14 protein-coding genes are annotated in these 18,772 nt (G+C 47.2%); 4 read left to right on the top strand and 10 right to left on the bottom strand.

All coding sequences use genetic code 11. The features are described 5' to 3' along the window. Positions 1-124: 124 nt before the first annotated feature. The 6 genes from QUB68_RS02590 to QUB68_RS02565 all read right to left on the bottom strand — a co-directional run bounded on the left by QUB68_RS02590 (position 125) and on the right by QUB68_RS02565 (position 7,161). Positions 125-2,236: a DNA-binding protein gene (locus QUB68_RS02590; RefSeq protein WP_332989090.1), complete on the bottom strand. Its 2,112-nt coding sequence runs from the start codon at positions 2,234-2,236 to the stop codon at positions 125-127. A gap of 190 nt (positions 2,237-2,426) precedes the next feature. Beyond that, on the bottom strand, positions 2,427-3,143 hold the full coding sequence (locus QUB68_RS02585; RefSeq protein ID WP_332989089.1) for a Uma2 family endonuclease: 717 nt from the start codon (positions 3,141-3,143) through the stop codon (positions 2,427-2,429). Positions 3,144-3,175: 32 nt separating this feature from the next. Beyond that, positions 3,176-4,156: a ribonuclease III domain-containing protein gene (locus tag QUB68_RS02580; RefSeq protein WP_332989088.1), complete on the bottom strand. Its 981-nt coding sequence runs from the start codon at positions 4,154-4,156 to the stop codon at positions 3,176-3,178. A 441-nt stretch (positions 4,157-4,597) separates the two neighbouring features. Then, positions 4,598-5,290, bottom strand: a complete 693-nt coding sequence (locus tag QUB68_RS02575) for a hypothetical protein (protein WP_332989086.1) — start codon at positions 5,288-5,290, stop codon at positions 4,598-4,600. Between the two features lie 192 nt (positions 5,291-5,482). Continuing rightward, positions 5,483-6,265: a PP2C family serine/threonine-protein phosphatase gene (locus QUB68_RS02570; RefSeq protein WP_332989084.1), complete on the bottom strand. Its 783-nt coding sequence runs from the start codon at positions 6,263-6,265 to the stop codon at positions 5,483-5,485. Positions 6,266-6,498: 233 nt separating this feature from the next. Then, positions 6,499-7,161 carry a vWA domain-containing protein gene (locus QUB68_RS02565; RefSeq protein ID WP_332989082.1) on the bottom strand — a complete coding sequence of 221 codons (663 nt, stop codon included), beginning with the start codon at positions 7,159-7,161 and terminating at the stop codon, positions 6,499-6,501. 342 nt (positions 7,162-7,503) lie between these two features. Between QUB68_RS02565 and QUB68_RS02560 the strand changes: the two genes are divergently transcribed. Then, positions 7,504-8,106 (top strand): Uma2 family endonuclease, encoded by a 603-nt coding sequence (locus tag QUB68_RS02560; protein WP_332989080.1) that lies wholly within the window; start codon positions 7,504-7,506, stop codon positions 8,104-8,106. Positions 8,107-8,158: 52 nt separating this feature from the next. Then, positions 8,159-8,398, top strand: a complete 240-nt coding sequence (locus QUB68_RS02555; protein ID WP_332989079.1) for a DUF6737 family protein — start codon at positions 8,159-8,161, stop codon at positions 8,396-8,398. Between the two features lie 225 nt (positions 8,399-8,623). On the opposite strand, the gene carB is transcribed toward QUB68_RS02555, so the two are convergent. The 3 genes from carB to QUB68_RS02540 all read right to left on the bottom strand — a co-directional run bounded on the left by carB (position 8,624) and on the right by QUB68_RS02540 (position 13,601). Continuing rightward, positions 8,624-11,935: a carbamoyl-phosphate synthase large subunit gene (gene carB / locus QUB68_RS02550; protein WP_332989076.1), complete on the bottom strand. Its 3,312-nt coding sequence runs from the start codon at positions 11,933-11,935 to the stop codon at positions 8,624-8,626. Positions 11,936-12,409: 474 nt separating this feature from the next. Continuing rightward, positions 12,410-13,249: a glycosyltransferase family 8 protein gene (locus QUB68_RS02545; protein ID WP_332989074.1), complete on the bottom strand. Its 840-nt coding sequence runs from the start codon at positions 13,247-13,249 to the stop codon at positions 12,410-12,412. Between the two features lie 112 nt (positions 13,250-13,361). Beyond that, complete coding sequence (locus QUB68_RS02540; RefSeq protein WP_332989072.1) at positions 13,362-13,601, bottom strand: hypothetical protein; 240 nt, start codon at positions 13,599-13,601, stop codon at positions 13,362-13,364. 289 nt (positions 13,602-13,890) lie between these two features. On the opposite strand from QUB68_RS02540, the gene QUB68_RS02535 reads away from it, so the two are divergent. Continuing rightward, positions 13,891-14,145, top strand: a complete 255-nt coding sequence (locus tag QUB68_RS02535; RefSeq protein WP_332989070.1) for a hypothetical protein — start codon at positions 13,891-13,893, stop codon at positions 14,143-14,145. Positions 14,146-14,186: 41 nt separating this feature from the next. Next, positions 14,187-15,368 carry a murein transglycosylase A gene (gene mltA / locus QUB68_RS02530; protein WP_332989067.1) on the top strand — a complete coding sequence of 394 codons (1,182 nt, stop codon included), beginning with the start codon at positions 14,187-14,189 and terminating at the stop codon, positions 15,366-15,368. A gap of 129 nt (positions 15,369-15,497) precedes the next feature. Here the strand turns inward: mltA and QUB68_RS02525 are convergent, their stop codons facing one another. Continuing rightward, on the bottom strand, positions 15,498-18,464 hold the full coding sequence (locus QUB68_RS02525; protein ID WP_332989065.1) for a CHAT domain-containing protein: 2,967 nt from the start codon (positions 18,462-18,464) through the stop codon (positions 15,498-15,500). Positions 18,465-18,772: the final 308 nt, after the last annotated feature.

The raw sequence follows: 18,772 nt of genomic DNA, 5'->3' as shown, positions 1-18,772 counted from the left end.
TGTTCATTATTCTCCCTCTCAAGACTCTCTTTGTCATTTAAGTGCATTACCTATTAATATACTACATTACTTGCGGTCATCATGACAACTAGGAACGACAAAAAAAAATCGCCCTTAAATCAAATCACCACTTCCCCAGAGCCCCCCAAACAGTACCCGAAATTACCCCCCAAATCGCCCCCAAACCAGCCCCCACGATCGCACCCACGACAGGGGCCAACTGCACCGACACCCCACCGCTGAGGGCCGGAAATATCGCACAAACCCCCGCCCCCAACACCGCACCCGCCACAGTCCCCAAAAAACTGCCCCAAATCGAACCCAAAGCCGCACCGCTGACACCCGAAGGCTGAAACGACACCGGTAGCTTCGGCGCAAACCCGCAAACACCCAACAAACTCCCAGAAACCAAGCCCCCAACAGCACCCACACCAGCCGCCACGATCGCCACACCCACCAACAAACCCCCAAACTCGTTCACCGGCCGCATCTGCCCGTTATACTGCTGCCAAACCACCCACCCAATCCCCAGCAAAACACCAGCCACAGTCCCCAAAAACGCTCCCCAAACCGCCCCCAAAAATGCTCCCCGCCGGCCCCAAACTCTCCCGATCGGCAGCGCCAGAGGAGGCGCAAAAGCACCCCAAACACATCCCCAGACAGTACCAACCCCCGCGCCAGACAAAATCGCTTGCCCGATCGTCCTATTGTCACTAATCGCCCCAAACACCACACCGCTGATCGCAGCCAAAAAGAAAGCCCCCCAGAGACTCCCCACCAAAACTCCCCCCCACTTCCGCCAAATCTGGTTCGGCGACAAAGTAAAAATCCCCCACATCATCCCAAAAAAACTGCCCCAAATCGAACCGACAAAAATCGCCCCCAAAATCGCGCCGCCGCCCTCAGCAATTGCCGAAAAAATCCCCGCCAAAGCGGCCAAACACAAAGTCCCCCAAACACCACCCCAAGCAGCATCCTGAACAATGCGTTCCAACTTGCTAGGGGGAATCCGAGGCACCGGAGTCCGACTCCGAGAAGGAATCGGTAGCATCGGCAGTTGATAGTTGCCCATTTGGCGTGGCAGCCCCGTGGCGGGCTGTTGTCGGCGCGCTGCGGTCTCCCTCACAGGAGGCGGGGGTTGGGGCTTTTTACGCTTGGTTGTGGCGGGCTGCAAGTGCAATCCGTTGCTGACTGCGCCGCGCGAAGGAAACGGATCGCGGCCTTTGAGGAGTTTTGCCCGATCGCACCAAGGGCACCGACTCAGATGATTTCCGTATTTGTGCTGAGTGTTTTTGCTGCAAGTAATTAGAGAATCTTCCGCTTCCCGAATCGCATTCACCCAAGTTTTCGCATCCGGGCGCGCCGCCGGATTCCCGTGCCCTTCCTCAAAACAGCGGACAAACATCTGCCGCAGCCGCGGATGCAGCATCTCCAAAGGCGGCGCGGCGGGCATCGGGCGGTAGGGTATCCGCTTGGTACCGCTGGGGAAATGGCCCGATCGAATTCTCGCTTCCAAAGACGGCGGTTCGTCGCTACCGAGATAAACTCCCGAAAACGGGTGCGTACCTTCCATCAGCAATTGAAAAATTAGTACCCCCAAACCGAACAAATCGTGCTCTGGAGCTCGATCGATATCGCGGAAAGTCTGTCCCTGCAATTCCGGCGGCGTAAACTCCGGTTTCCCCACGGGACACCGATAAACGTAACCCGTATAAGGATCGCGCACTTGAAAGGAATCGGTGTCTACCAGCGTTACCAACGCCGTATCCGTCACCAGAATGTTCGACTCGTTCACGTCGCCGATGACGTAACCCCTGACGTGGAGGGCGTTTACCGCCGAGGCGAGATTTCTGGCGGTGCGGTGCAGGTAAAGATAGTTAAATAGCGGTTTTTGTTCGCGCCTGGTTTTGGGTGTATAAAAAGTGTGTACCGGCAAGGCTTTCTTGACGCGCGGCATCACAAAACCGACGATTTTTTCGCGCCCGCCGACAGTATGCAGCAAATCCAGTGGCCAAGCAATTGAAGCGTGTCCCAGTTCCGCGATCGGCGCATCCGGCGGCATACTGAACATGACAGTGAGTTTGTCGCCGTCTTCGTCTGTCGGTCTGTGGTAGATTTTTGCTACTAGGGACGAGTCTTGGGCGATCGGGTAGATGCGACCCTCACCACCGCTGGCGATCGCGCTGTTGCTGTCGATCGCAATCAGTTGTCCGCTAAATTGGCGCTGCAACTGCATAGAATTCCGTTAGGGGATAGAGGATTAGTCGATTTTAGATTTTAGATTTTGGATTTTAGATTAAAGAAAGCTACCCCACTGATAAACCCGTAATTCTATTTTATTGTGGGATGGGCATCCTGCCCGTCCTGGAAAACTCAGCAACAGGCTTTCCGGCCTGTTCCACAATAGTTCAATTTTGCAATTGTGCTTACAATCGATCGGGTTCGATTCCCATTTCTCGCAGTCTTGATTCTAAAGCTTGCGATCGCGATCGTTCTTGTTCCAGCAGCATTTCTGCCTGTTCGGCCCGCAGCCGTTCTTGTTCGGCCCGCGCCTCGGCTTGCTGTCGCAGTCGATCGATCTGAGCAAAACTCATAAACGGTTCTCCAGAGGGCCCGAACATTTCGAGTCCTGTTTCAGATAATTGAAACCGCACTCCCAGTCTCGGACTTACCCAACCCTCCATTTGTTCGATCTGTTCTAATTTTCCCTCAACCCGCAACCATCCTATCAGTTCCAATTTTTCTGGATCATACAAATAGTATTCTTCCACACCGTAGCGTTCGTAAAATTGAAATTTTTGCATCATCGGAGTCAGACGATTTCCCGGCGACCAAATTTCAAAGGCGACTTGCGGCGCAATATTATCTTCGTTCCACTGTTGGTAAGAACCTCGATATCCTTTGGGGATGCCAAAAATTGCCATCACATCTGGTGCTTGGCGTAGTTTATTATTCCCTTCCACCGGATACCAAAGCAAGTCACCTGCTACAAAAACATTCGGATCGTCTGCAAACAGCAATTCTAAATTTTCTTTAATCCAAACGATTAATCGAAACTGATCCGTATTGTTTGACATCGGTTCGCCGTTATCGTCGGGGTAGATGATCTTTGATTTTTCGGGAGATTGCAGTTGTGTAAGCATTGCTGTTTTCCCATTTTTTTGAGGAGTTGATTTTATTGTAGTCGATCGCCTGTTTCGTCTTCCAGTTCGTCAACTGCGGTTTTAATGAAATTATCCACCAGCCAGTCGCGGGTACGCGAGAAATTGCTCTCCAATTCTAGGTAATGACTGCCTAATTTTGTTTTAAAGTCTTTCGGGAAAATCTCTTTAGCCCCTAACAGATTTTTCCAACGAGTTAGCTGGCTGCTATTGCGATCGGGAAAGCGGTTGTACAGATAGTCGATCGCGATCGCATCCATCAGATCCGCCCCCAGGATTTCCCGCCGTTTTTCCTCGTTTCCCGGCGCACTTTCCGGCTGCTGAGTTAGATCGATATTTTCGCTGACAGTTGGTTCAATCAACTGCTGAATCAGCCAGTTTCCCGCACGGAAAAAATCGCGATCGAACTCCAAGTAAATCGCGCCAAACAAAGCCTCAAAACTCTCGGACAAAAATCTCTTATACTCGATTTTGTCTGTTTCTTTCCCGAGTTCACTGCGCCCACAGAGTTCGTTCAATTTGAAATTTTGTGCGAATTCTGCAAGTTTTTTCTGTTCTGCTAAACCTGTTTTTAAGGTTGAGATTGCCTCCGCATCCAGGTGGGGATATTCGCGGTACAGGTAATCGGTAACAACAGCACCGAAAATCGCTCCGCCTAGGAGTGACAGGCGTTGGTGCTTCACTTCTTGCCCGGATGGAGAGTGGTAGGAAGGGCGAGTCAAGGCGATTTCCAGCAGTTGGGTTTGCCCGAAGTCCGAAAGGTCGATCGCTACTTTGACTGCTTCAACATCTACATTTTTGCTGGTTATGTATTCTAATTCTTCTTCACAATTTCCCCACTTTTCCAACCAATCACCCCCAGCATCTTCCACATACAAATCAACAAAATCCACCCCACAATTTATCCAATCATCCTGCATTTTTCGGGCTGCTTCTAGTTCTTCTAAGACTTTTTGCAAATTGTTTTCAACGGTGCTTGTACCTTGTAATGTCATAGTATTGATTTTGATGTAATTAGTTTTTATTTCCCACAACTTCACCGCGATCCAATCCAATCTCAATTCAATTTATACCGAGTTGCTAGCTATTTCGCTCTGATTGATTGTTCGGTAAATCTTCCCGTTACTGAGGCAGGAATTACGCAGAATCTCTATCTTTCGTAGGGTGCGAATTGCACACCTTACCGCTATTGATTGCTGCGGTAAATCTTCCCGTTGCTTAGCATTTGTATCAAGTACCTGCGGCCGCAGTCTGCTCAAGCCCTCCCGGAAACACAAAATGGGAGGAAAAATCTCTAGCCTTCCCTTTGGCAGGAAGCAGTCTGATGTTTAGGTTGGTAGTATTCTCTAGAATTCTGCAATGTGCGAGTTATTCAAAATTTGTTGTTCACCGAGTGTTTAGCAGTCGAACTATTCTCAGCAGCAGATCGGGTGAATTTAGGGGAATTTGAGGTAACGACCTGCGGGCAAATTATCACTATTATATAATGCAATGTTAACTAACTGGTTCAGGAAATTTGCATCTTTCGTATCATAACTTAAAAATAGTCCTCTGTCAATCCCCCATGCTTGAAGAGTTTGTTGCCATTTTTGATATTTTTGTTCAGAAAACTCATCAGAAAGAGTAGTGACTTGAATGCAGAGGGGCTGCTGTTGGCGGTTGCTGACGATCGAATCGGTGGCCATAGAAAGATCTGCTACATAGCGATACAAAACACTGCCTTGGCGTTCGACTATCCGGGATGCGATCGCACGAATCACTATATCATCAGCCGGATCGAATTTACCGGCCTTGAGTTTTTGTTTCCAGATGTAAAACTTGCGATCGTTTTCCCTCAACCATTTAGGAAATAGATAGCTGTACCAATACCTTTCGCCTGGAGTCATTAACTCAAACGCAGCCTGTTGTTCTCTTTCCGAAGGTAGAGATTGAACCGCCAGCCAAACCTGAGAATCTCGGATAAGCTGTAGCAAAAAAGCCATCACAAATTTCTTAGCAGTTAGCGAACCGGGTTTAACATCTTTCACCCAGCGATTGATTTCATCCAATCTTCTCGCCAAACTGGGATCTATTGGATCTGCTGCGCTAATTAGGGAGTTGAGCTTATCCTTAATCTCTTGTGCTTGCAAGTGACGACCTACTGTACAGACTAAACCAGAATTGTTGACACCTCGATTTTATTATAGAACCGTGTCAAATTTTCGCCGCTCATTCAGTTGAACGGATTAGACTTGTTGCAAAATTCAGAATCGGGAATTTTTAACCGCAGATGCAACGCCGATTGACTCAGATGGATGTTCGCTTTTGCAAGATGTCTATTTTTAATTGTGCTGTGCCTCCGAACTCGAAAAAGTTGCTAACAATAATGTTAAGTCATCATCGGTGCGTTCGGAAACGCGGGGCGATCGCAAAAATGACTCTAACTGCTGTTTCGCATCCGATTCTTCTTTCGCTTCGCCAGAAAACCGAAACAAAGGTGCAAAAAACGGCTTGTGCGGCGTGCCTTCCGGGATTTTGAGAGCTAGCATTTGCAAGCCATCGGAAAAAACAGCCAAGTGCCGCAGTTGTTCCCGCAGTACCTGAAATTGCGCTGTTTCGATCGCATTTGGCGAAACCAAAAAGATAGTTTCGTTGATATATTCGCCGCAGGGAGGTATGGTAAGGGCGATCGCATTTCCCGCACTATCACCCGCCACCGCCGCACCATCGCCAATTTGAGCAACTGCGATCAATTCCGGCGTAGCAACAACCGCAATTAAAGTGCAAGCCAAATCTCTCGCCGCCACTTCCCGGGTTGCCGCTTCTGCTTCCACAGCCGCCCGCGCGACTTGCAGAGATGCGGTAAAAAATACCTGCCATTCTTCGTCACTTTCCGGCTGCAAATCCTGTTGGCAAATCGTTTCCACAACCGCTTCCACAGCAATTTTTGCCCCCACTTCTGCCAGTGCAGCCGAGCCCGCGCCGTCAGCAACCGCTGCCACCAAAACACCGTTCGGCAAGACGCGCCAGCAGTGGGCATCTTGACAGGGTTGCGATCGTTTTTCGTGGCTTGTACCAGTCACCGATGCTGCTACAACTTGCCAATTAGATGATGAATTCTCCATTGATAACTCTTTAATTCAAAACTTCGTAAATTCAAAATGTAGGGTGCGTGATGGATACCTTACCGCTTACATGGGGAGAGGGCGGGTTTTGCCATTTTTTTAGTCATTTGTATCATAAATCCTTCGCTAAACCCGCCCCTACAAACTGCCAACTGCCAACTGCCAACTGCCAACTGCCAACTGCCAACTGCCAACTGCCAACTGCCAACTGCCAACTGCCAACTGACTAATGACTAAACAGTTCCCCATCCGGGCGGCGGTAGTGCAACTTGTTCATCAATTTTTGAGTGAGAAACTCTCTGCATACTAGCCGACAGCCAGATGAACATCTCTCGAAAATCTAATCCTCTCAATTTTACAGGCGTGCGCTCGACAATTTCTGCGAGACGAGCGATATTAGCACCTTCGACTCCGACTGCAAAAAAAGCCACGCGTTTGTTAGTTTCTTCCTGTTGAATGCGCTGTGCTGCTATTTCCACAACATCATCTGATTCGCCTTGAGGTTCGCCGTCGGTAATCATGAATACCCACGGGCGATAGTAAGTAATGCCATTGTTGCGGTATTCCGATTTGCGGGCGGCAATCAAATCTAGTGCTTGCTGAATACCTGCGCCCATGTGGGTTTGTCCTTGAGCAGTCAGCAGTGGTGTCTCGAACTGGTCGGCAGTCACAAAATCTTGCACGACTTTGATATTATTGTCAAATGAAATAATCGCGACTTCGACTCGCTTTTTAGCTAGTTCGTCTTTAATTAGGTCATTCCTAAAAACTTCCAGCCCCTCATTCAAGGCATCTATCGGTGCGCCTTGCATGGAACCGGAGGTGTCCAGCAGGAGGACGCAGGGACAGCGCGGCTCTGGATTTTCGGCAAATTCTACGGCTTCGTCTAGTCTCATGGTTCGGGGTTGACCTTGGAGTGGCTCGGTTTTTAGGTTTGTTACTTTATAGCAGAAGGAAGAAGGAAGAAGGAAGAAGGAAGAAGGAAGAAGCGATCGACCGCATGGGTTAGGAGTATTAATCACGTTCTAATCGTCTCGATCGCATTTTACCATTTCCGTGAAATATCAGCGTCAAATATCGGTGTCAAATATCAGAAGGGCGATGGCTTACGCCCCGCTACGCTACGATCTTGTGTTCATCCGCGTGCATCCGCGTGCATCTGCGGTCAAAAAAACAAATTCATTCCTGTCTGTGGTAACATAGGTTGATAGTATTCCTGCAAAATAAGGGTAAATCTTATGATTGCAACAGTCACACCAAAAATCACCTTTGACCAATTCCTTGTAGAATGTCCAGAAGATGGACTCTATGAACTGGTAAATGGAGAAATTGTAGAGATGAATGCCACAAGAAATCATTATGATGTTGCTAATTTCATGTTATTTGACTTCAATGATGAAATTCGGCGACTAAATTTGAATTATGTAGTCAACATTACAGCCGTTATCAGAACTGTAAATAAAGCTGGAGTAGAACAAGGGAGGAGACCGGATGTCAGTGTAATCGATCGCGATTTATGGCGATCTAACCGTTCTGCTTATGCTGCTTTGCGAGAACCAATTCAATTGGCAGTCGAAGTAACATCAACAAATTGGGATGACGATTACATTGATAAATTGGACGAGTATCAGCGCCTCGGAATTCCTGAGTATTGGATTGTCGATTATTTAGCAATTGGCAGTAGAGACTTTCTGGGAAATCCCAAAGTTCCAACTATATTTGTCCACCTTTTGGATGCAGACGGTAACTATCAAACAACTGCATTTAAGGGCAGTGATAGAATTGTGTCGCGGACTTTTCCAGAATTGACGCTGACAGCCGAACAGGTGATGAATGTTTAAATTAGGTTAATGGAGCTAACTCTGTTATTATATATGAAAAATTACTAAAAACATGAAATCTATTTCCGAACAAAAAGCTATTAGTCCTTGGAATTACAAACCTTGGTGGTGTCAGCCTTGGTCGATTCTTTTGACTGGTACGAGTCTAATTTCAGGTAGTTGGTTTTTGCTAAAAACTGTTTGGATAACTGTTTTAGTCGCGATTCCTTTATTAGCTTGGATGGGATTTTTCTTATTGCTTTGGCCGAGATTGATGCTGTCTAGCGGTGCTTTAGATTCTCATTCAGATTAAGTTTTGAATGGTGCGTAGTTTGTAGGATGCGCACTGCGCACCGGTTGAATTTGTAACCCACATTTAACACCGATTGACTTTCTGTGGGTGTGCACCGCGCACGGGTTGATTTTACAACCCACATTTCAAACCAGTTGAATTTGTCGCAGTGCACACCCTACTCAACCGGTGCGCAATGCACACCCTACAGTGGGTAAGGTGCGCAGTGCGCACCCTACAATAATCCTACATTTGCGGGTAATAGTCTTGAATTGCTTTCACTTCCATCGGGTGAGATTTGAGCGATCGAATTCCCGCTGCTGTCGCCTTGGCACCGGCTATTGTGGTAATAATCGGGATTTTGTAAGTCAAAGCTGTGCGGCGGATAAAGATTCCGTCAGCGCGGGATTCTTCGCCGGAAGGTGTGGTAATAATTAGTTGGATATTCTCATTCTTGATCGAATCCAATAAATTTGGCCGCCCTTCATGCAGCTTCAATACCAAATCTACCTCTAAACCTTGCTCTAGCAAAACTTTGCGTGTCCCGTGGGTTGCTACTATTTTGAAACCCAATTCCAAGAATTCCTTGATAACTGGGACTACTGCTAGTTTATCCCGATCGCGCATCGAAACCAGCACAGTTCCCGACAGCGGCATCACTTGGCCTGCACCGAGTTGAGCTTTGGCGAAGGCTTTGCCAAAATCTGTGTCGATTCCCATGACTTCGCCAGTCGATCGCATTTCCGGCCCTAGCAATGTATCAGTTCCTGGGAACTTAGCAAATGGTAGCACAGCCTCTTTCACGGAAACGTGAATTGGTACAATCTCCTTGGTAAAACCTAAAGCTTCGAGAGTTTGGCCCGACATGACTCGCGACGCCATTTTTGCCAGGGGAACCCCAATCGCCTTGGACACAAAAGGTACTGTTCGAGAAGCGCGCGGGTTAGCTTCCAAAATGAAAACTTCCTCCCCTTGAACGGCAAATTGAATGTTCATCAACCCGATGACTTTCAGCGATTTTGCTAACTCTATAGTCCAGCGGCGGATTGTGACTAAAGCTGCGTCGGGAAGCGTTTGGTAAGGGATGGAACAAGCCGAGTCGCCGGAGTGGATACCCGCTTCTTCGATGTGTTCCATAATACCACCGATTGTGACATTGCCAGTCGCATCGGCGATCGCATCTACATCAACCTCGATCGCATTTTCCAAGAACTTGTCAATTAAAATCGGATGATCCGGTTCTACCAGCACCGCGTAGGTCATGTAACGTTCCAATTCTGTATCGGAATAAACAATTTCCATGCCGCGTCCGCCCAACACGTAACTAGGCCGCACCACCACCGGATAACCGATCCGTTGAGCTACGATCAAAGCATCCTCATAACTGCGCGCCAAACCGTTAGCTGCTTGCTGAATATCCAACTCCCGCAGAATCTTTTCAAATCGTTCCCTGTCTTCAGCACTATCAATTGAATCCGGTGAAGTTCCCCAGATTTTTGTTTGTACGTCAGGATGATTTTCGAGAGCCTTTTGTAAAGGAATCGCCAATTTAAGCGGTGTTTGTCCGCCAAATTGAATGATTACTCCCTCGGGATTTTCCGCCTCGATGATGTTGAGAACATCCTCTTTTGTTAGCGGTTCAAAATACAGGCGATCGCTCGTATCGTAATCTGTCGAAACCGTCTCCGGGTTCGAGTTGACCATAATTGTCTCAAACCCATCTTCCCCGAGGGAATAAGCAGCGTGACAGCAACAATAATCAAACTCAATCCCCTGTCCGATTCGGTTCGGGCCGCCACCTAGAATCATCACTTTGCGCTTAGTAGAAGGCAAAACTTCCGACTCTGGGGCGAGACTGTGACCGACTGGCGAAATCTTCTTTTCTTCATCCCCCAAGTCCCAAATTGCTGCTCCCGCTTCGTAGGTGGAATAGTAATAAGGTGTAAACGCTTCAAATTCAGCGGCACAGGTATCAACTGTTTTGTAAATCGGTATTACACCCAACTGTTTGCGGTAAGCGCGGACTTCATCTTCTGATGTTTTGGTGGCGTAAGCAATTTGCCGATCGCTAAATCCCAACTGCTTTACTTCAAACATTGTGTCTTTTGTCAACTGCTTGAGCGCAGTCCGTTTCAAGAACTTCTCGGCTTCCAGCAATTCCTGCATTTTATCCAAAAACCAGGGATCAATTGCTGTGAGCTCGAAGATTTCTTCCACCGACATTCCCATCATCATCGCGTGGCGAGCTGTAAAAATGCGATCGGGATTTGGTGTACGCAATCCAGCGCGAATTTGTTCCAAACTAGGCAATTTTTCCGGTTTGTCGCACCCGAAACCTGCGCGGCCAGTTTCCAATCCCCGCAGCGCTTTTTGGAAAGATTCGTTGAAGGTTCGCCCGATCGCCATTACCTCTCCTACTGACTTCATTTGCGTCGTCAGAGTCGGTTCGGAACCGGGGAACTTTTCAAAAGCAAATCGGGGAATCTTCGTCACCACGTAGTCAATTGTCGGTTCAAAAGACGCCGGAGTTTTCTTGGTGATATCGTTGGAAATTTCGTCTAGGGTGTAACCTACCGCTAATTTTGCCGCCATTTTGGCAATGGGGAAACCGGTTGCTTTCGAGGCCAAGGCGGAGGAACGAGAAACCCGGGGATTCATTTCAATGACAATGAAATCGCCGTTGACTGGATTCACCGCAAATTGAATATTGGAACCGCCGGTTTCAACTCCGATTTCGCGGATGATTTTAATCGAAGCATCCCGCAGGCGCTGATATTCTTTGTCTGTCAGAGTTTGGGCTGGTGCGACGGTAATCGAATCGCCCGTGTGCACGCCCATTGGGTCAAGATTCTCGATCGAACAAATAATCACTACATTATCTGCCAAATCGCGCATCACTTCCAGTTCGTACTCTTTCCAACCAATCAAAGATTGTTCGATCAAGATTTGCGACACCGGACTGGCGTCAACGCCACCTTGTGCCATTTCTTCAAACTCTTCTTGATTGTAAGAAATGCCGCCTCCCGTGCCGCCCATTGTAAAAGCAGGACGAATAATTAACGGATAACTGCCGATTTGGTGACCGATTGCTTTGGCTTCGTCGAGATTGTTGGCAATTCCCGAAGGGCAAACGGCGACACCAATTCGTGCCATCGCTTCCTTAAATAACAGTCGGTCTTCTGCCATTTCAATTGCTGGCAATTTAGCACCAATCAACTCAACGTTGTACTTTTCCAAAACGCCATTTTTAGCGAGTGCAACTGCTAAATTGAGCGCCGTTTGACCGCCCATTGTCGGCAAAATTGCTTGAGGTCTTTCTTTAGCAATGATTTGTTCGAGGATGGCCGGCGTTAGAGGTTCGATGTAAATGCGATCGGCAGTTTCTGGATCGGTCATAATCGTTGCAGGGTTGGAATTCACCAGCACTACTTCATAACCTTCTTCTCGCAAAGCTTTGCAAGCTTGCGTCCCCGAATAGTCAAACTCGCACGCTTGGCCGATAACAATTGGGCCGGAACCAATGAGAAGAATCTTTTTTAAGTCTTGACGACGGGGCATAGGTTCGTAATTGGTAATTGGACAAGATTAACGATAAATTTGACATTTTGCACCAATTTGGACGAGTCGGAGCCTGAAACTGGCAACTTTCGCAGCTAGGGGAAGCCCCGCCCCGAAGAGTTCGATCGCAAAATGGTGCAACATATCATCAAGTCCAAACTATTTTAATTGTTGTTGGTAATATCGTGTTGTAAAATACAAATCCGCTGGTAAAATGCTTTGAGCGTTCCGCCGCTGCTGGCTTAACCCGATTTACAAGGCTTCTGAGTCGATCGTACACTCTGCTCTACACCAGATAAATATTTTTTATGGCGAAACAGGCAGGATGCCTGTTCCACCACAGATGAATTTGCTTGATGGGCAGGCATCAGGGCCTCCCCTCAAGCAAATATCGGGAATACAGGCATCGTGCCTCAACTTACACCAGTTGCATTAGTTTTTGGAACTGGTATCAATCGAAAATCGTAAATCGTCTTACCTTTGTCGATTTTTCAGGTAGCTCTTAATTTTTGTTGTCGGTTCCATCAGCCACGGCTCCCATCTTTTGTATTTTACCTTTAGCCTCGAAAGCCAATCAGAATTATTTTTAATTCGGCTCAGTTCGTCCTTAAACGGTGTCTGAGACAACATCTCCAGCCATAATTTATTAGGCTGCGGGCTTTGCCAAGGTTTCGGACTGGAGATAAAGTGCATCACTCTGGTGGACGTATCCTCCGTATCGGGATTGTTCCATATCTGCTCTAATTGCTTCCACCTTCCCGCCAAAACCGAATTTGACGTTCCCTGGTCGCAATCGCACCAAAGGTTTACTCTAGCGTTGTCGAGCATTTTTTCTGAAAGTTTTTCTGACTCCCAAAGCTTCAGATTGAAAACTAAAAGACCTGCATTGAAATAAGGCTTTTTATCGGCCGGATTGTTCGGATTTCCCCAGACATTGAGCGCTGCTGCTACGGGCATTCCTTCAAAGTCTAAGTTCCACAGCGGCTCTAAACTACCCAGAACAATCATGTCGCTGTCGAGCCAAATCAGCCTGTCTTTTGCCTTAGTATATTTCTCCGGTTCCAATCTCGCGTAAGTCAGCTTAGAACCCGACAGGGACAGCAATCCCCCGTAATTCGGTTTAACTTCTTCCCATTCAATCTCGTATTTGCAGCACTTCTGCAACTTTTCCCTTTGCTGTGTATTTATACCTGTTGAGACCACAGTAATGTTGACGGGCAAATTCGGATCTTCAGTAATATTGAGTTCTATGGACTTCAGCAGCGCTGCTATCCCCAAAATGTAATTGTGATCGCCAATAATGGATACGTTCATTCCACTCATTGATTAAAGTGTATATAAAATAACCCTACCATAATTTTTTGTGAAGTCAAAGCCGATCGCCAGTTAAGAGAACTTGTGCAAAAACCGAGTTTCTGCACAAGCCCTAAAATTTAACAATCCAACGGCTATTTCCGGCGCTGGGAGCGCCACAGAATTGGCTGTAACAGCCTAATTTGTAAGCTTTTGGCGGCGGTTGGCGGCGAATCAGGACACTGACAACTTGCCCCGGCCCGGCGGTCGGCTGCGGGCGACGACCATCGCCGACGGCAGCAAATCCCAGCCGATAAAAAGTGTGTATAGTTTGTAACACCGCTGTGCGGGAACCGACAACCGATATCCGCACGACTTCTGGTTGGGATACTGCACAGCCGTCATATCGATTTAAGATTTTGGATTTTAGATTTTAGATTGTCCTGAAAGTTTAATCGGCGCAGCCTACAAGTTTATGCGATTGCAACGCCCGCGCCAGCTCGCAATGACATACAACTCTCCCTATCTCCACTCTCTCCCCTCTCCCTCTCCTCCCTTCTCCCTCAACTCAATCCAACCTACTAGATGAGGGAATGCGCCGAGGATCGGGTAAAATATGAAATCGTTCTAAAACCTTAAAATCAAAAATCTCAAATACCCATATGCCTAGAACTCCCAGCGAATATTCCGTGCACCTGCTGATTGATGGCGGCCACCGCGAAGAAATCCGTTTTGCAACCCTGGCAGAATTTCAACAGTGGTATAAAACTCTGGTTCCCAAACAAGATTCGTCAGAATTTGTCAATGTCCCGATCAAAAATATTCAAGGCGAATACATGGTAATTCGGCCTACCAGCATTCTCGGAATTCGCGTAGAACCGATATTTAGTTCTAGCATCGATCGCTATGATGAATGATCGATCAGGAAAGTTATCAATTGAGTAGGAAAGATTGTAAATTGAGTAAGATTTTTCGTTATCAGCTATTGGCGATCGCCTGTTGCGTTTTGGCGATCGCATTTTCGGTGCCCGCGATCGCAATTCCGGCGCTGCAACCCATTAGTGTAAATCAATTACAACCGAGTGAGTTGGAGTCGATCGCCTTTGACGCTCAAATCTGGGGCGAAAATGGCAAACCGGGCGATAAGCAATTGCTGTTAAAGTCGATCGACTACAGCCTCGGCTATCTTAACTCCCAAGCGGCTGCTAGTGCTTACAGTCGCTATCCGGTAGCAGGTATTACGCGCGATCGAGTTCGGCGATCGCTCGATCGATTCCGGCAATTAGTTGTCAGTTCTACAACTCCAGCACAACTCCAGGAATCTGTCAAGCGGGAATTTGTTTTTTACAAGTCGATCGGCAAAGACAACAAAGGAACAGTTGCATTTACGGGTTATTTCGAGCCGACTTATCCGGCCTCTCGCACACCTAATTCCGAATACCGTTACCCCCTGTACAGAGTGCCGCCAAACATGGGTTCTTGGGCGAAACCTCACCCGACTAGACTGGATTTGGAAGGTGCGGATGCTTTGCAGGGAAGTAAAGGATTGCTGCGGGGATTAGAATTAGTCTGGTTGCGCGATCGATTCCAAGCATTTCTCGTACACGTCCAAGGTTCCGCGAAGTTGCAGCTAACAGACGGCGGCGTAATGACAGTGGGTTTTGCGGGGAAAACCAGTCAGAGTTATACAGGAGTCGGGCGAGAATTAGTTAAGGACGGCAAGTTTACTTTAGAACAGCTAACATTGCCCAAACTAACGGAATATTTTACCAATTTTCCCGCAGATATGGACAAGTATTTGCCGAAGAATCAAAGCTTTGTGTTCTTCCGGGATACTAACGGAGCACCTGCTACGGGAAGCATTGGAGTGCCTGTAACTGCCGAAAGGTCGATCGCCACCGATAAAGTGTTAATGCCCCCCGGCGCGCTAGCATTAATTAGCACGAAACTGCCCTATCCCAATGCGGCGGGAAAACTCGAACAAAATGCCGTGAATCGGTTTGTTTTGGATCAAGATACGGGCGGTGCAATTAAAGGCGCGGGCAGAGTTGACGTATTTATGGGCACGGGAAACCTGGCGGGCGATCGGGCTGGTTATATCAACTCTACTGGAGAACTGTATTATCCGCTATTGAAGTAGAGTGATTCTAGGACAAAATCTTGTAATTGCGATCGCGATCACGGGGCGGGTTCACCGAAATTTATGTCATCAAATTGCATAACTCAAAAACCCGCCGCATCCCATCGCAAAACCCCAAAAACTTTTGTCCTAGTATCCAGTAGCACAGAATGCTGCCCAATACTTGGGATGACTAAACGGCTGTTCCTCTGTCGATGCCATTAACCACAGTTCCACGCGTTGCCCAGATTTTTTATCTAAATTTAAGGATTTAACCCAAACTCCAAAATCCTCCTTGCTGACTGCGCGCATCCAGTTTTGGGACGCGTTCAAAGCGACTGCTACTGAAACTTTCGGTAGCAATTCCTGATAAAATTTTATCATTAAAATCGCCGTCGCAAAATCATCGACCGACCACAATGTGCTCACAACATTCATACTCCCAGCATACAAGAAGCCGCTGGGTAAACCAATGTATTCATCAGTCATTTCTGTTGAACTGGTTAACCCGGTTTCGCAGGCGGAGAGTGTCACGAGATTGCACTTGCTTAACTCTAAATCGGCAAATATTTCTCGCAAAGTTAGGCATTTTTCCGGGATGGCTTTTCGCCCACTTCGCATTGTCACATAGCGCGGTGATTCAAGCCCCCTCTCTTGAAGCCCCCCCTTACCAAGGGGGGGTTGGGGGGGGTTAATTTCCTCTTGAAGCCCCCCCTTACCAAGGGGGGGTTGGGGGGGGTTAATTTCCGAGACCGATTCGATGGAATCGGCTAGGGCTAGAAGGGACAGCAGCGGATAGTCAAAGTTAAAGACTCCGTGACAGGAAAAGTGGATGTAGCTGGCATTGGAGAGGTTTTTGAGGTTTTCGTTGAAGGCGATTTTTGTGGCTTGTTGTTTGATTAAAATGTCATGGGTATCGAATTTTTGTTTGATTATTTGTACTTCCATGTCGGCGTTCGATAAATCTTCGGTAGGATTCTGAATCGCAAATAATGGCTGAAGTTCGGGGGCGGGAGATGTGCGGGTTTTGATGCGGTTTTGTACGAGTTCGAGTAGTTGCAAACTGGGGGCGTATTTCACGCCGCTGGGGAAGCAGTCTAGGAGGTTTCCGCGAAACAACATTGTTTCTTGGGTGAACCGGGTTTGTGATGTGAATGGTAGGGCGTGGAGGGGGAATAGGTGCAGGTAGCGATGGGGTACTAATATTAGTTGGCGGCAATGATTGGGGATTTTGGCGACTATCTCGTTGAGGCGCAAGATTTCGGAGAGTTTGTGCAGTTTGGCGGATAGGGTTTGTTGCCAGATTTTTTGTTTGGCTTTGTCGCGGTATTCGTTGAGATAGTCGTTTTTCCAGGTTTCTAATTCGGCTAATTCGGTGGCGGTAATTTGTACTAAGTCTATTTTGTCGCGGGTGATGATGAAGGCTGATCCTCCCCAGTCTTGGTTGTTAAATTTGGGGTTGCCGATGTACCATTCTACAATTGCTGTTTCTGTATCTAATGTTTGCTGGAATTCGGCGATGTTTATGGGTTCGACTTTTTGAGTTAGGGCGAATTCGGGTTCTCGCTGTTTTATCTGTTTCAGCAATTGTTCTAATTGCTGCAATGTTGTTGCTAATTTGTCTTTTTCTTGTTGAAATGATTCGGGGCTGAGACTGCGGGTTTGAGTTGGGCGTTGTGTGTCGGAGTCTTCGGAAACTCCCTTGCTAAGGGTGGGAGAAAGAGTGGGAGAGGATGATTCTGTTTCTAGGAATTGTTGGGAGGCGGCGATTTGGCTGCGTAGGTTTCTGAGTTGTTGTTTCTCGGATTCTGTGGCGGTTTTGGGATAGATTTCGCTGTTGGCGAAGAGTTCGACTAGGTAGCGGGATTTGCTGCGTTCTACGGTTTGGACTGCTTTGTGATATTGTTGGTGGTTGATGCAGGATTGCATCATTTTTTCGTAGATGTTGAGGTTTTCTTCTATTAGTTGTCGTTTGCGGGTTTGGGATGTTACCCACTCGCGGGTTTGTTCGACTGCTTCGATGGCTTTTTCGTAGCCGAAGATGGCTGTTTCCCACAAACTTTCGTTAAATCCTAAATCGCCTAAGTTCTGCCCACTCCGTAGACAGTCAAGGGGTAAGGTGGTAGGAGTGCAAACTTCTAAAGCAGCTTTATGACATTTAATCGCCCTTTCTAAATTATCACCCCTGTCTCCCTGGATTCTCTCACTGTAAGCAGTTGCCAAATTATTTTGAGTCATTGCCCAATCTTGGGGAAAAGCTTGGCGGGTACAAACTTGTAAAGCAGCTTCATAAAAGGCGATCGCCCTTTCTAAATTATCACCCCTGTCTCCCTTGATTCTGTCACAGTAAGCACTTGCCAAATTATTTTGAGTTGTTGCCCAATCTTCGGGAAAAGCTGCGCGGGTGCGAACTTGTAAAGCTGCTTCATAAAATGCGATCGCCCTTTCTAAATTATCACCCCTGTCTCCCTTGATTCTGTCTGAGTAAGCAATTGCCAAATTATTTTGAGTCATTGCCCAATATTGGGGAAAAGCATCGCGGGTGTAAACTTGTAAAGCAGCTTCAAAAAATACGATTGCCATTTCTATATTCTCTCCCCTGTCTCCCTTGATTCTGTCACTGTAAGCAATTGCCAAATTATTTTGAGTCCCTGCCCAATCTTGGGGAAAAGCTTGGCGGGTGTAAACTTGTAAAGCAGCTTCATAAAATGCGATCGCCTTTTCTAGATTATCCTGCCTTTCTCCTTTGATTCTGTTACTGTAAGCAGTTGCTAAATTACTTTGAATATCTCCCCACTTTTCGGGATCATCATATCTGTTAAAAATTTTCAGTACCACATCGTAGCCTGCAATGGCAATTTCCATATTGCTGCTTTTGCTACCCAGTGGAAACTCTTGAATCAAGTTACTGAAGTTAAAAATCTTAATAATAATAACTCTAGCTTGGCGGATTTTTTTTTCTGCTATGATTTTAGTTGCCCACTTCCGTAAAAATTCCGCAAAGTCATCATCGATCCGTTTTCCCTTGGATTTCAAGATGGCGATTTGTGCTTCCTTGTTCGGGGAGTCTATCAGGGATTCGATCAGGTCGAAATAGGTTTGTTTTTTGCTTTTCATTGCACCACCCATGTTTGAGATATTTTACATTTTTTGCTGCGGGAAAACAAGGGGTTTTTGGGTGGGTTTCTGGGGCTCAAGAAACCGGGTTTTTATGGAGATTTAGGGTTATTTGCAAGTATTTGGGAGAAAAACCCGGTTTCTGGGTGGGTGGCTGGGCTCTGGGATAGACTTCTGTTTACCGCCGAGGCCAGATCCCCCCTTAGCTTGCCCCCTACTCCCCCTTAAAGAAGGGGGACAAGATTCCGATCAAAGTCCCCCTTCTTAAGGGGGATTTAGGGGGATCTGGCCACCGCTATAAACGAGAG

Origin of the sequence: Microcoleus sp. A006_D1, assembly GCF_036702805.1 — a bacterium.
Classification (GTDB): Bacteria; Cyanobacteriota; Cyanobacteriia; order Cyanobacteriales; family Microcoleaceae; genus Microcoleus.
This window is presented reverse-complemented; position numbering and strand designations above follow the sequence as displayed.

Coding starts and splice junctions, on each gene's coding strand:
- carB (WP_332989076.1), bottom strand. CDS start 11,935: ATGCCCCGTCGTCAAGACTTAAAAAAGATTCTTCTCATTGGTTCCGGC.
- QUB68_RS02535 (WP_332989070.1), top strand. CDS start 13,891: ATGCCTAGAACTCCCAGCGAATATTCCGTGCACCTGCTGATTGATGGC.
- QUB68_RS02545 (WP_332989074.1), bottom strand. CDS start 13,249: ATGAACGTATCCATTATTGGCGATCACAATTACATTTTGGGGATAGCA.
- QUB68_RS02570 (WP_332989084.1), bottom strand. CDS start 6,265: ATGGAGAATTCATCATCTAATTGGCAAGTTGTAGCAGCATCGGTGACT.
- QUB68_RS02565 (WP_332989082.1), bottom strand. CDS start 7,161: ATGAGACTAGACGAAGCCGTAGAATTTGCCGAAAATCCAGAGCCGCGC.
- QUB68_RS02590 (WP_332989090.1), bottom strand. CDS start 2,236: ATGCAGTTGCAGCGCCAATTTAGCGGACAACTGATTGCGATCGACAGC.
- QUB68_RS02580 (WP_332989088.1), bottom strand. CDS start 4,156: ATGACATTACAAGGTACAAGCACCGTTGAAAACAATTTGCAAAAAGTC.
- QUB68_RS02525 (WP_332989065.1), bottom strand. CDS start 18,464: ATGAAAAGCAAAAAACAAACCTATTTCGACCTGATCGAATCCCTGATA.
- QUB68_RS02585 (WP_332989089.1), bottom strand. CDS start 3,143: ATGCTTACACAACTGCAATCTCCCGAAAAATCAAAGATCATCTACCCC.
- QUB68_RS02555 (WP_332989079.1), top strand. CDS start 8,159: ATGAAATCTATTTCCGAACAAAAAGCTATTAGTCCTTGGAATTACAAA.
- QUB68_RS02560 (WP_332989080.1), top strand. CDS start 7,504: ATGATTGCAACAGTCACACCAAAAATCACCTTTGACCAATTCCTTGTA.